The 13,633-nt window shown below is 70.9% G+C and carries 9 protein-coding genes and 1 pseudogene; 8 read left to right on the top strand and 2 right to left on the bottom strand.

The window, feature by feature from the left end:
- Window positions 1-13 precede the first annotated feature (13 nt).
- Window positions 14-2,318, top strand: a pseudogene (locus tag QM779_RS04355) (RelA/SpoT family protein).
- Window positions 2,319-2,409: 91 nt separating this feature from the next.
- Here QM779_RS04355 and QM779_RS04360 read toward each other — a convergent pair.
- Entirely contained in the window at window positions 2,410-3,654 is a 1,245-nt protein-coding gene (locus QM779_RS04360; RefSeq protein WP_428532146.1) for a DUF349 domain-containing protein, read from the bottom strand.
- Between the two features lie 74 nt (window positions 3,655-3,728).
- On the opposite strand from QM779_RS04360, the gene QM779_RS04365 reads away from it, so the two are divergent.
- The 3 genes from QM779_RS04365 (at window position 3,729) to aspS (ending at window position 7,621) form a co-directional block, all read left to right on the top strand.
- The gene (locus QM779_RS04365; protein WP_428532149.1) at window positions 3,729-4,421 is read left to right on the top strand and encodes an MBL fold metallo-hydrolase; all 693 of its coding nucleotides are present in this window, start codon (window positions 3,729-3,731) and stop codon (window positions 4,419-4,421) included.
- The gene (gene hisS, locus QM779_RS04370) at window positions 4,421-5,743 is read left to right on the top strand and encodes a histidine--tRNA ligase (RefSeq protein WP_428532152.1); all 1,323 of its coding nucleotides are present in this window, start codon (window positions 4,421-4,423) and stop codon (window positions 5,741-5,743) included. Before QM779_RS04365 ends, hisS begins: the two co-directional genes overlap by 1 nt.
- A gap of 93 nt (window positions 5,744-5,836) precedes the next feature.
- Window positions 5,837-7,621 (top strand): aspartate--tRNA ligase, encoded by a 1,785-nt coding sequence (gene aspS / locus QM779_RS04375; protein ID WP_428532155.1) that lies wholly within the window; start codon window positions 5,837-5,839, stop codon window positions 7,619-7,621.
- A 142-nt stretch (window positions 7,622-7,763) separates the two neighbouring features.
- Here aspS and QM779_RS04380 read toward each other — a convergent pair whose 3' ends face one another.
- Window positions 7,764-8,459: a PadR family transcriptional regulator gene (locus QM779_RS04380; RefSeq protein WP_428532158.1), complete on the bottom strand. Its 696-nt coding sequence runs from the start codon at window positions 8,457-8,459 to the stop codon at window positions 7,764-7,766.
- Between the two features lie 105 nt (window positions 8,460-8,564).
- Here QM779_RS04380 and QM779_RS04385 point away from each other — a divergent pair, with 105 nt between their 5' ends.
- The 4 genes from QM779_RS04385 (at window position 8,565) to alaS (ending at window position 13,633) form a co-directional block, all read left to right on the top strand.
- Window positions 8,565-9,929 carry a replication-associated recombination protein A gene (locus tag QM779_RS04385; protein ID WP_428532161.1) on the top strand — a complete coding sequence of 455 codons (1,365 nt, stop codon included), beginning with the start codon at window positions 8,565-8,567 and terminating at the stop codon, window positions 9,927-9,929.
- A 350-nt stretch (window positions 9,930-10,279) separates the two neighbouring features.
- Window positions 10,280-10,666 carry a DUF948 domain-containing protein gene (locus tag QM779_RS04390; protein ID WP_428532164.1) on the top strand — a complete coding sequence of 129 codons (387 nt, stop codon included), beginning with the start codon at window positions 10,280-10,282 and terminating at the stop codon, window positions 10,664-10,666.
- On the top strand, window positions 10,666-10,893 hold the full coding sequence (locus tag QM779_RS04395; RefSeq protein ID WP_428532167.1) for a hypothetical protein: 228 nt from the start codon (window positions 10,666-10,668) through the stop codon (window positions 10,891-10,893). The genes QM779_RS04390 and QM779_RS04395 overlap by 1 nt, the downstream gene beginning before the upstream one ends.
- A gap of 91 nt (window positions 10,894-10,984) precedes the next feature.
- Window positions 10,985-13,633: an alanine--tRNA ligase gene (alaS, locus tag QM779_RS04400; protein WP_428532170.1), complete on the top strand. Its 2,649-nt coding sequence runs from the start codon at window positions 10,985-10,987 to the stop codon at window positions 13,631-13,633.

The following is a 13,633-nucleotide window of genomic DNA, read 5'->3' on the forward strand; positions in this document are numbered from 1 at the left end:
CAGCGGAGGCGGCGTGTCGCAGGGCGTCCACGGACCGTACGGCGAAGGGGACGGCCTGCCGGGCGAACCCCGCGGTCGACTCGCGTCGACCGACCAGCCCCGCCTGCGGATGCGCCAGGTCCTCGCCCGGATCGGCGCCCAGCGCAACCAGCCGGCGGCGGTGCTCGATCCGCTGGTCCGGATCATCCACACCCACCACCCCAAGGCCGACGTCGCGCTGATCGAGCGGGCGTACCGGACGGCCGAGCACTACCACACCGGCCAGCTGCGCAAGAGCGGTGACGCGTACATCACCCACCCGCTGGCCGTGGCCACGATCCTTGCCGAGCTCGGGATGACCGAGCCGACGATCGCCGCAGCCCTGTTGCACGACACCGTGGAGGACACCTCCTACACCGTCGAGCAGCTGACGGCCGACTTCGGGACCGAGATCGCCGCGATGGTCGACGGCGTGACCAAGCTGGACAAGATCCAGTACGGCGAGTCGGCGAAGGCGGAGACCATCCGCAAGATGGTGATGGCGATGAGCAAGGACATCCGCGTCCTCGTCATCAAGCTCGCCGACCGGCTGCACAACATGCGCACGATCGGCTACCTGCGCCAGGACAAGCAGATGGCGATCGCTCGGGACACCCTGGAGATCTTCGCCCCGCTGGCCCACCGGCTGGGCATGAACGCGATCAAGTGGGAGCTGGAGGACCTCTCCTTCGCCACCCTCCAGCCGAAGGTCTACGACGAGATCGTGAAGCTGGTCGCCGCGCGGGCGCCGCTGCGGGAGGACTACCTGCGGGTGGTCACGGAGCAGGTCCGTGCCGACCTCGCCGACGCCGGGATCAAGTCGACCGTGTACGGGCGTCCCAAGCACTACTACTCGATCTACCAGAAGATGGTCGTGCGGGGACGTGACTTCGCCGACATCTACGACCTGGTCGGGCTGCGGATCCTGGTGGACACCCAGCGGGACTGCTACGCGGCGCTCGGCACGCTGCACGCGCGGTGGAACCCCCTGCCCGGGCGGTTCAAGGACTACATCGCGATGCCGAAGTTCAACCTGTACCAGTCGCTGCACACCACCGTGCTGGGCCCGGGCGGCAAGCCGGTCGAGCTGCAGATCCGCACCCACGAGATGCACCGGCAGGCCGAGTACGGCGTGGCCGCCCACTGGAAGTACAAGGAGGGCAAGGTCGACGGGACCGAGCTCAACTGGGTGCAGCAGATCAACCAGTGGCAGCGCGAGACCGAGGACCCGGGCGAGTTCCTCGACACCCTGCGGTTCGAGATCGCGAACGACGAGGTGTTCGTGTTCACGCCGAAGGGCGACGTGATCAGCCTGCCCGCCGGCGGGACCCCGGTCGACTTCGCCTACGCGGTCCACACCGAGGTGGGGCACCGGACGATCGGCGCCCGCGTGAACGGGCGCCTCGTCTCCCTGGAGTCGGCCCTGTCCAGCGGCGACGTCGTCGAGGTGCTCACGTCGAAGGCGGCCAACGCCGGCCCGAGCCGCGACTGGCTGGGGTTCGTGAGGAGCCCGCGGGCGCGCGGCAAGATCCGGCAGTACTTCATGCGCGAGCGGCGCGAGGAGTCGGTCGACACCGGCAAGGAGCAGCTCACCCGGCAACTGCGCAGGGCCGGCCTGCCCCTGCAGCGGCTGCTGACGCCGGAGCACATGACCGGGCTCACCGAGCACTTCCGGGTGGCGGACGTGAATGCGCTCTACGCGGCGATCGGCGAGGGCTCGATCAGCCCGCAGGCGGTGGTGCAGCGGCTGATCGCGTCCGAGGGCGGCGCGGAGGAGGTCGCCGAGATCGGCGGCGAGGACACCTCGGTGATCACCGCCCGTCCGCGGCGTGGCCGGATGACGTCGGGCAACGACGCCGGCGTGGTGGTCCAGGGCGACCCGAACGTGTGGGTGAAGCTCGCGCGGTGCTGCCGGCCCGTCCCCGGGGACGAGATCCTCGGCTTCGTGACCAGGGAGAGCGGCGTCTCCGTGCACCGGGTCGACTGCACGAACGCGCAGTCGCTGCGCAGCCAGCCCGAGCGGCTCGTGGACGTGGCGTGGGCGCCCACCTCGACCAGCTCGTTCCTGGTCGCGCTCCAGGTGGAGGGCCTCGACCGCACCGGGATCCTCTCGGAGGTGACGCGGGTGATGGGGGAGCACCACATTCTCGATCCAGACCGCCACCCTGAACACGGCGAAGGACCACACGTTCAAGTTCCGCTTCACGTTCGAGACGACCGACCCCACGCACCTCGAACACCTGATCGGGGCCGTGCGCAAGGTGCCTGGCGTCTACGACGTCTTCCGGATCAAGAACTGACCTCGCTCCGCGAGGTCATCCCGTCCCCGACCCTGTCATCCCGGGCTTGACCCGGGATCTCGTCTCTGGCTGCCGGGCAGCGGTGCCCCGCTCAGCGGTTGAAGTCGGCGAGCGTGGCCTTCGCCTGGTCGAGCCAGGTCTGGTAGGTCGCGATCGAGTCGTTGGCCTTCGCCGCGGCGGCCTTGTCTCCGCGCGCGGTCGCCTTCGCGGCCTTCTCCGTGAGCTTGTCGATCTCGGCCGACAGCATGCCGACGGTCTCCTCCGCACGGGCCCGCGCCTGGGGATCGGTGCGACGCCACTCCGCGTCCTCCGCGGACTTCACCGCGGACTCGATCGCCTTCACCCGGGCGTCGACCGCCCGCATCTGCTCACGCGGCACGCGCCCGTAGGCGTTGAACTTCTCCAGGAAGCTCCGGTACCCGGCCCGCGCCGCGGCGAGGTCCGTGACCGGCAGCAGCGACGCCTCGGCCTCGTCGAGGAGCGCGAGCTTCGCGTCGAGGTTGGCCTTGTACTCCGCGTCCTGCTCGCTGAGCACGGACGCGCGGGCGCTGAAGAAGCCGTCCTGGATCCCGCGGAACTCCGCCCACAACTGGTCGTCGATCTCGCGGGGAGCGGCACCGGCAGCCTTCCAGCGGGTCATCAGGTCGCGGAACGCGCCGGCCGTCGGTCCCCACTCCGTCGAGGACGCGAGCGCGCGGGCCTCGGCGATGATCTGCTCCTTCTCCTGCCGGGCACCCTCGCGCTTGGCGGCCTGCTCGGCGAATTGCGACTTGCGGCGACGGGTGTACGTCGTCCGGGCCGCCGAGAACCGGTGCCACAGCGCGTCGTCGGTCGCGCGGTCGATCCGCGGCAAGGCCTTCCACTCATCGAGCAGGGCCCGGAACCGGTTCACCCCGCCCCGCCAGTCGTTGCCGGCGGCGAGGACCTCGGCCTCGGCGACCATGCGTTCCTTGGTCTCCTTCGTCGCGGCCTGCTGCTTCGAGCGCTCTGCCTTGCGCACCTCCGCCTGCTCGGCGAGCACGGGGGACAGCGCGTCCAGGCGCGCGGCGAGTCCCTCCAGGTCGCCGACGGCGTTGGCGGACGCCACGCTCGCGCGGACAGCGCTGATGCTGTGCCGGGCCTCCTCGGGGGAGAGCGCGCCGCTCTTCACCCTGGTCTCCAGCAGCCCGACCTCCACCTCGAGGGCCTCGTAGCGCCTGGTGTAGAAGGCGAGCGCCTCGGCAGCTTCGACATCGGGAATCTGACCGACGACCCGCTCGCCGTCGCCCGTGCGCACATAGACCGTGCCGTCCGGGTCGACGCGACCGAAGTCCGCCGGACCTGAGGTGGAGTTCATGGGGATCATCTTGCCTGATCCGACCCTGTTTGTGACAACGCGGCGAGGCTCGAACAGCCGGTAGTCTGTCGCGCGTGTTCCTGGCTTCCTTCGCATCCGGCCACTGGCAGGCCAACTGCTACGTGGTCGCGGCACCCGGCGTCTCCGATTGCGTCGTGGTCGACCCCGGGCAGGACGCCGCGCCGAGCGTGCGCCGGCTCCTGTCCGACCACCAGCTGAAGCCGAAGGGAATCCTCGCCACCCACGGCCATTTCGACCACGTCGCCAACGCCGCGGAGCTCGCCGACGAGTTCAACATCCCGCTGTGGATCCACTCCGCCGACCGTGACCTGCTCTCCGAGCCGGCCGCCGGCCTGAACGCGGACGGGGTCGCCCTGCTGCGCCAGGTGCTGAAGGAGCCGCTGGCCGAGCCTGCGCGCGTGGAGGAGCTCGACGGGCTCACCGAGCTGAACATCGCCCGGCTGCGGTTCAGCGTCACGCCCGCGCCGGGCCACACGGAGGGGTCGGTGCTGCTCGGCCTCGACTACAACGGACGCAACCCCGGGGTGAACCGGATCGTGTTCAGCGGCGACGTCGTGTTCGCCGGCTCGATCGGACGCACCGACCTCCCCGGCGGCGACGCCAGGGCGATGGCCCGGACGCTGCGCGACGTCATCCTGCCGCTGCCCGACTCGGTCGCGCTCCTGCCCGGCCACGGCCCGCAGACGACCATGGCGCACGAGCGCGTGGCCAACCCCCACCTCGCGCCGGCGTCGGTGGGCCGCTGATGGCCCGGCCCAGGGCCCTGTCGGGCTTCCCCGAGTTCCTGCCGTCCGGACGCGTCGTCGAGCAGCGCGTGCTGGCCAGCCTGGCCGACACCTTCGAGCTGCACGGCTTCTCCTCCATCGAGACCCGCGCGGTCGAGCCGATGGAACAGCTCACCCGCAAGGGCGAGATCGACAAGGAGGTGTACGTCGTCCGCCGTCTGCACGCGAGCGCCGACGCCACCGACGAGCTCGGGCTGCACTTCGACCTGACCGTCCCCTTCGCCCGCTACGTGCTGGAGAACTCCGGCCACCTGGTCTTCCCGTTCCGGCGCTACCAGATCCAGAAGGTGTGGCGGGGCGAGCGGCCGCAGGAGGGGCGCTACCGCGAGTTCCTGCAGGCCGACATCGACGTCGTCGGCCAGGACGTCCTCGCCGAGCACCACGACGTCGAGGTCGCCCGGGTGATCCTGGAGGCCCTGGAGAAGCTGCACACCGACTTCGGGCTGCCGTCGGTCGTGATGCGGGTGAACAACCGGCGCCTGGCCGAGGGGTTCTACCGAGGCCTGGGCATCGACGACCACCTCGCCGTCCTGCAGCGGGTCGACAAGCTCGACAAGATCGGGCCGGACGCGGTCCGCGACCTGCTCACCGGCGAGCTCGGGCTCTCCGCAGAGGTCGCAGGGCAGTGCCTGGCGCTGGCCACGATCGCTTCGGGGGACGACTCGTTCGTCGAGCGGGTGCGCGCGCTCGGCGTCCGCCACGCACTGCTGGACGAGGGGCTGGAGCAACTCGCGGCCGTCGTCCGGGCCGGCGCACAGATCGCCCCGGGACGGATCGTCGCCGACCTCAAGATCGCCCGCGGCCTCGACTACTACACCGGCACCGTCTACGAGACCACCATGGACGGCTTCGAGCACCTCGGCTCGATCTGCTCCGGTGGCCGCTACGACTCGCTGGCCTCCGACGGGCGCACCACCTACCCGGGTGTCGGGTTGTCGATCGGCGTGACCCGCGTTCTGGCACCGCTGATCGGCAGGGGCACGCTGGCCGCGTCACGGATCGTGCCGAGCTGCGTCCTCGTCGCCGTGGACGCCGAGGAGACCCGGGTCGAGGCGGACGCGATCGCCGCCCGCCTGCGCGCCCGCGGGATCCCGTGCGAGGTGGCGGCCAGGGCCGACCGGTTCGGCAAGCAGATCCGCTACGCCGACCGCCGCGGCATCCCGTTCGTGTGGTTCTCCACCGGCGAGGTGAAGGACATCCGCAGCGGCGAGCAGGTGCCCGCCGACCCGGACACGTGGGAGCCGCCCGCGGCCGACCGGCGTCCGCTCGTGGTGCGCGGGTAGCGACCCGTCCGTTTCGTCGCCGCCGGGGCTCCCGGCCTAGACTCGTCAGAACGCGCCGCACCGTCTATGCGGGGCACAGAAAGGAACACCGTCATGCTGCGAACCCACAGGGCCGGCACCCTGCGCGCCTCCGACATCGGGGCCGCCGTCACGCTCACCGGATGGGTGGGCAAGCGGCGGGACCACGGCGGGGTCGCCTTCATCGACCTGAGGGACGCCTCCGGCATCGTCCAGGTCGTGATCCGCGACGAGGTGCTGGACGCGTCCGGCGCCCACGAACTCCGCAACGAGTACTGCATCAAGGTGGTCGGCGTCGTCGAGGCCCGTCCGGACGGCAACGCCAACACCGACCTGCCCACGGGTGAGATCGAGGTCGTCGTCAGCGAACTCGAGGTCCTCAACGCGTCCGCGCCGCTGCCGTTCCAGATCGACGAGCGTTCCGGGGTGGGCGAGGACGCGCGGCTGCGCTACCGCTACCTCGACCTGCGCCGGCAGCGTCCCCACGACGCCCTCGTGCTGCGCTCGGACGTGACCCACACCATTCGCGAGGTGCTCGCCGCCCACGACTTCTACGACATCGAGACCCCGACGCTGACCCGCTCCACCCCCGAGGGTGCGCGCGACTTCATCGTCCCCGCGCGGCTGCACCCCGGGAAGTGGTACGCGCTGCCGCAGAGCCCGCAGCTGTTCAAGCAGCTGCTCATGGTGGCCGGCATGGAGCGCTACTACCAGATCGCCCGCTGCTACCGCGACGAGGACTTCCGGGCCGACCGGCAGCCCGAGTTCACCCAGCTGGACATCGAGATGAGCTTCGTCGACCAGGACGACGTGATCGCGATCGGCGAGGCCGTGATGGCCGCGTGCTGGAAGCTGGTCGGGGTGGAGGTGCCCACCCCGCTGCCGCGGATGACCTGGCACGACGCGATGAACGACTACGGCTCCGACAAGCCGGACCTGCGCTTCGGGTTGAAGATCCGCGAGCTGACCGCGTTCTTCGCCGACACCCCGTTCCGGGTGTTCCAGAACCCCTACGTCGGCGGCGTGGTCATGCCCGGCGGCGCATCCCTGCCGCGGCGCCAGTTCGACGCCTGGCAGGAGTGGGCCAAGCAGCACGGCGCGAAGGGGCTGGCCTACATCACGATCGGCGAGGACGGGACGCTGGGCGGCCCGGTCGCCAAGAACATCTCCGAGTCCGAGCGGGACGGCATCGCCGCGGCGATGGACGCCAACCCGGGCGACGCGATCTTCTTCGCCGCTGGGGCGCGTGAGGCGTCCCAGGAGCTGCTGGGCGCGGCCCGGCTGGAGATCGGCAAGCGGGCCGGGCTGATCGACGAGAAGGCGTGGAGCTTCCTGTGGATCGTCGACGCCCCGATGTTCAAGCCCGCGGCGGACGCGGTCGCGTCCGGTGACGTCGCTGTCGGCGAGGGCAAGTGGACGGCCGTCCACCACGCCTTCACCTCCCCCAAGCCGGAGTCGCTGGCCACCTTCGACACCGATCCCGGCTCGGCACTGAGCTACGGCTACGACTTCGTGTGCAACGGCAACGAGGTGGGCGGTGGCTCGATCCGTATCCACCGGCGCGACGTCCAGGAGCGGGTGTTCTCGGTGATGGGCATCGGCGCGGAGGAGGCGCAGGAGAAGTTCGGCTTCCTGCTCGACGCCTTCAGCTACGGCGCCCCGCCGCACGGCGGCATCGCCTTCGGCCTGGACCGTCTCGTCATGCTGCTGGGCGGCTTCGAGACGATCCGCGACGTGATCGCGTTCCCGAAGACCGGCGGCGGCTTCGACCCGCTGACCGAGGCGCCGGCCCCGATCACCGCCCGCCAGCGCAAGGAGGCCGGCGTGGACTTCGTCCCGCCGCCGCCCAAGCAGGCCTGACCCACCACAAGGTGGACGCTTCGTGGCGAGTACGCCGCAGAACCGTCCACCTTGTGGTGGAACAGAACCCCTGACACGACAAGGTGGACGGATCCGGGCGAGTACGCCGCAGATCCGTCCACCTTGTGGTGTGCGGGGCTGATTACCGCAGGTCGTCCCCGTTGTGGACGTCCTCGCCGTCACTGGCCAGCAGGCCGTACAGCTTGCGGCGGGTCTCGGCGAGCAGCGTGGTGGCCGCCTCGACCTGCTGCGGGTTGCCGTTGCGGGTGAGTTCCTTGGCCGCGGCTGCGACGCTGGCGAACTCCTTCCACATCCCCTTCAGCTGGTCGGGGCCCCAGCCGGCGACGGCCTCGTTGACCATCTCCCACGGCGGGGTCTCGACCTGCTCGGCGGCCTTGCGGCCCGCCTCGGTCAGGCGGAAGGCCTTCTGGCCCTCGTTGTCGAAGGACTCGATCAGGCCCTCGTCCTCCAGTTGGGAGAGCGCGGGGTAGACCGCGCCCGGGCTCGGCTTCCACATGCCCTGCGTGCGCTCGGCGAGCGTCTGCATGACCTGGTAGCCGTTCAGCGGCTCGTCGGCGAGCAGGGCGAGGATCGCCGTGCGGACGTGGCCGCGCCGTCCCCGTCCGCGACCCCGGGCCGCCGGGCCCATCGGACCGTTCGGGCCGAAGGGGCCACCGGGGCCGAACGGGCCGCCCATTCCGAAGGCCGCCGGGCCGAAGGCGCCGGGACCGAACCCGGGCCCGAAGTCCCTGCCGCGTCCGCGACCGCCGTGGTGCGCACCCCTGCGACGGGCGCGGGGGTCGTCGTTCCAGTTCTCGTCATATGTGTTGTCGTTCATGGTTGTTCTCCTCGAAATCTGTCATCGGTACAACACCGATATATCGAGAGTAGCTCGATATATCGCGGACCGCAAGTGGGGTCGGCGCGGTGTAGCGTCGACGCGATGGACACCGACCTGTTCGGCAACCCGATCCACGAGGCCCCCGCGCCCGTGCCCGGCGGGTCGCTCAGCACGGCCGGGCATGCCGACACCCCGCTCGCGGTGCGGATGCGTCCGCGCTCGGTCGACGAGATCGTCGGCCAGGACCACCTGCTCGGACCCGGCTCCCCACTGCGCAGGCTCGCCGAAGGCAAGGCCGCCATGTCGGTCTTCCTCTGGGGGCCGCCCGGGGTGGGCAAGACCACGATCGCCGCGGTCGTGTCGGCGACAGGGCAGCGTCGGTTCGTCGAGCTGTCCGCCGTCACCGCAGGGGTCAAGGAGGTCAGGGCTGCCCTGGCCGAGGCCCAGCGCGAACTGGTCCACGGCGTCGGCACCGTGCTGTTCGTGGACGAGGTGCACCGGTTCTCCAAGGCGCAGCAGGACGTGCTGCTTCCGGCCGTGGAGAACCGGCTGGTGACACTGGTCGCCGCGACGACGGAGAACCCGTCCTTCTCTGTGATCTCCCCGCTGCTGTCCCGCTCGCTGCTGCTGACGCTGCAGCCGCTCACCGACGCCGACATCGCCACGCTGCTCGACCGGGCCCTTTCCGACGAACGCGGCCTCAGCGGTGCCTACTCGCTGACGGACGAGGCCCGCTCGGCGCTGCTGCGGTTCGCGGGCGGCGACGCCCGCAGGGCCCTGACCTACCTGGAGGAGTCCGCGGCCGGGGCGACCGCGCAGGGCACCGCTGTGATCGACGCCGACGTCGTCTCCACGGCCGTCGACAAGGCCGCCGTCCGCTACGACAGGGACGGCGATCAGCACTACGACGTGATCAGCGCCTTCATCAAGAGCCTGCGCGGCTCCGACGTGCAGGCCGGCCTGCACTACCTGGCCCGGATGCTGGAGGCGGGGGAGGACCCGCGGTTCATCGCCCGCCGGTTGGTCATCCTCGCCAGCGAGGACATCGGCATGGCCGCCCCGTCCGTGCTCCAGACCTGCGTGGCCGCCGCCCAGGCCGTCCAGCTGATCGGGCTGCCGGAGGCGCGGATCAACCTGGCCCAGGCGGTGATCGCCTGCGCGATGGCCCCCAAGTCGAATGCGGTGGTGAAGGCGGTGGACGCCGCCATTGCCGACGTCCGCGCGGGCCGGATCGGTACCGTCCCGCCGCACCTGCGGGACGCGCACTACCCGGGCGCCAAGACCTACGGGCACGGCACGGGCTACGTCTACGCGCACGACGCCGAGCACGGCGTCGCCCGCCAGCAGTACCTGCCGGACGAACTCGAGGGCGTCCGCTACTACGAGCCCACCGACCACGGCAACGAGGCGAGCCTCGCCGAGCGCCTGGTCCTGCTGGAGGACCTGCTCGGTCGCACGCCGGAGTGAACCGCGAGGAGCGCCTGTCATCCCGGGCTTGACCCGGGATCTCCGGTAGAGAGCAAGTCCGCACTCTGAGGGCGAGATCCCGGCTTTCGCCGGGATGACAGGGCGAGGAGCTCCTGTCATCCCGGGCCTGACCCGGGATCTCCGGTAGAGAGCCGTCCGCACCTTGAGGGCGAGATCCCGGCTTTCGCCGGGATGACAGGGTGGTACTGAGGGAGGGATGACAGTGTGGGGCTGGGGAGCGACGACAGGTGGGGGAGTCGAGCCGCTCGCGCGTCCCGGTCGGTTCTCGCGTACTCTTCAGGGGTCAAGGTGCTTGACGGGAAAAGAACTTCAGACAGCGAGGTAAGCCCATGTCCGCCGGAGAGATCGCCGGCCTGATCGCCGCGGTGGCCGCGGTGGCGTTCGTCGTGTTCTGCGCGGTGCCGCTGCTGAAGCTGGGTCGGGTGCTGGAGGAGCTGCGCCTCGCCGTCCGCGACCTCGGCCACAACTCGGTCCCGATCCTGCAGGAGCTCAAGGGCACCGTCACGGCGACCAACACCGAGCTGGGCAAGCTGAGCGTGGTGACCGAGGACGTCGCGAAGGTGAGTTCGCACGCCACCGTGGTGAGCGAGAACGCCGCCCAGCTGTCCACCCTGTTCGCGTCCACGCTGGGCGGACCGCTGATCAAGACCGCGGCCTTCACGTACGGCGTCCGGCAGGCCGTCAGCGGCAAGAAGACGTCCAAGAAGGCCAAGTGATGGGCAAGCGCCTGTTCTGGTTCGCCGTGGGGGTGGGCCTGGCCGCGGTCGTCGTGCTCAAGGGACGCGAGTACTACGAGCGGTTCACGCCCAAGGGCGTCGCGACCCAGCTCGAGAAGACCAGGGAGGGCCTCGTCGACCGGGTCGGGGAGTTCCTCGCCACGATGGGTGAGGCCATGGACACCCGCGAGGGCGAGCTGCGAGAGGCTCTCGGCCTGGACGAGTGAGCCGGCGGCGACGCCGAAGCCCTCGTCCAGGAGGATCCCCGACACACGTTCCCCCGGCGCTCCGCGCCGCCTTCAACAAGGACCAACAGACATGAAGACTGCGGACATCCGCCAGCGTTACCTCGACTTCTTCGCCGCGCGGGGGCACACCATCGTGCCCTCCACGCCCCTGGTGTACAACGACCCCACGCTGCTGTTCGTGAACGCGGGCATGGTGCCGTTCAAGCCCTACTTCACCGGCGCGGAGGACGCACCGTACAAGCGCGCCGTGAGCGTGCAGAAGTGCGTGCGCACCCTCGACATCGAGGAGGTCGGCAAGACCACCCGGCACGGCACCTTCTTCCAGATGAACGGCAACTTCTCCTTCGGCGACTACTTCAAGGAAGGTGCCATCGAGTTCGCCTGGGAGCTCGTCACCGGCAGCCAGGCCGACGGCAACTACGGCTTCGACCCCGACAAGGTCTGGGTCACCGTCTACCTCGACGACGACGAGGCGGCGGGGCTGTGGCGCAAGGTCGGCATCCCGGACGAGCGGATCCAGCGGCGCGGGCTGAAGGACAACTACTGGCACATGGGCATCCCCGGCCCCGGCGGCCCGTGCTCCGAGATCTACATCGACCGCGGGGCGGAGTTCGGCCCGGACGGCGGGCCGGTCGTCGACGAGGACCGCTTCCTCGAGATCTGGAACCTGGTCTTCCAGACCGAGGAGCTGTCCGCCGTTCGCGCGAAGGACGATTTCGACGTGCTCGGGCCGCTGCCGAGCAAGAACATCGACACCGGCATGGGGCTGGAGCGCACCGCCTACCTGCTCCAGGGCGTCGCGAACATGTACGAGATCGACGAGATCTTCCCCGTCATCACCAGGGCGGCCGAGATCGCCGGCACCCGCTACGGCAAGGACGCGCAGGACGACGTCCGCCTGCGCGTGGTCGGCGACCACGTCCGGTCCGCGCTGATGCTGATGACCGACGGTGTCACCCCCGGCAACGAGGCGCGCGGCTACGTGTTGCGCCGGCTGCTGCGCCGCAGCGTCCGCTCGATGCGGCTGCTCGGCGTCAACGACCCGGTCCTGCCCGAACTGCTGCCGGTCAGCCGCGACCTGATGAGCGCGTCCTACCCCGACGTCACCGACCAGTGGGCGCGGGTCAGCCAGGTCGCCTACGGCGAGGAGGACGCGTTCCGCCGGACGCTGGCCGCGGGCACCCAGATCTTCGACCTGGCCGCGGGACGGGCGCGCGAGGAGCACGCCACCGAGATTTCCGGCGAGCGCGCGTTCGCCCTGCACGACACCTACGGGTTCCCGATCGACCTCACCCTGGAGATGGCGAGCGAGCAGGGCCTCACCGTGGACGAGCCCGGTTTCCGCCGGCTCATGCAGGAGCAGAAGGACCGCGCGCGGGCCGACGCGAAGGCGAAGAAGGGCGCGACCGTCGCCACCGAGGCCTACCGGACGCTGCGCGCCGACGGCGAGGTGCCCTTCCTCGGCTACACCGAGCTCACCGCGTCCGCGAAGGTGCGCGGCATCGTCGCGGACGGCCGGCTGGTCGACCGCGCGCAGCCCGGTGACGTCGTCGAGGTCGTGCTCGACCAGACCCCGTTCTACGCCGAGGCGGGCGGCCAGGACGCCGACACCGGCCTGATCACGGGCGACGGCCTCAGCCTCGAGGTGCTGGACGTGCAGCGCCCCGTGCAGGGCCTCGTCGTGCACAAGGTTCGGGTCGACGACGGCGAGCTCGCGACCGGCGCGGCGGTCACCGCAGCAGTGGACGCGCTCGCCCGCGCCGGCGCCTGCCAGGCGCACACCGCCACGCACATCGTGAACGCGGCCCTGCGCCAGCTGCTGGGCGAGTCCACCCACCAGGCGGGCTCCTACAACAAGCCCGGCTACCTGCGCTTCGACTTCAACGCCGCGCAGGCGCTCAGCCAGGGCCTGAAGGAGGAGCTCGAGGGCGTCAGCAACGAGGCCATCCGCGCCGACTACGAGGTGACCGCGACCGAGATGCCGCTCGCCCAGGCCAGGGCGCTCGGCGCGCAGGCGATGTTCGGGGAGAAGTACGGCGAGGTCGTCCGGATGGTCGAGCTGGCGGGCCCGTGGTCGCGGGAGCTGTGCGGTGGCACCCACGTCGAGCGGACCTCCCAGATCGGGCTGCTCAGCCTGCTCGGTGAGTCGTCGGTCGGCTCCGGCCTGCGCCGGGTCGAGGCGTTCGTGTCCGCGGACGCGTTCTCGCACCTGGCGAAGGAGCGCGCGCTCGTCGCGGGCCTGGCCGACCTGCTGAAGGTCCAGCCCGACCAGCTGACCGACCGCGTCACCAAGCTGGTCGCCCAGGTGAAGGCGGCCGAGAAGGAGATCGCCTCGCTGCGCACCCGCGAGCTGCTCGGCTCGGTGCCGTCCCTGGTGGCCGGGGCCGAACAGGTCGGCGGGTACGAGCTGGTCGCCCGGCACCTGCCGGGCACGCCGGCCGACGACCTGCGCACCCTGGCCCAGGAGGTCCGCGGGGCGTTCGGCGGTCGCGCCGGGGTGGTCGCGCTGATCGGCGGCGAAGCGAAGCCGGTCCTGATCGTGGCCACGACGGACGCGGCCCGCGCGCTCGGCGCGAAGGCCGGAGCCCTCGTCGGCGCCGGTGCCGCGGCGCTCGGCGGCCGTGGCGGCGGTCGTGACGACCTCGCCCAGGGCGGCGGCACGGACGGGGCGGCTGCGCCGCAGGCGCTGGCCGCCATCCGCGCGGCGCTGGCCGGCTGA

The organism is Propionicimonas sp. (assembly GCF_049840635.1).
GTDB lineage: Bacteria > Actinomycetota > Actinomycetes > Propionibacteriales > Propionibacteriaceae > Propionicimonas.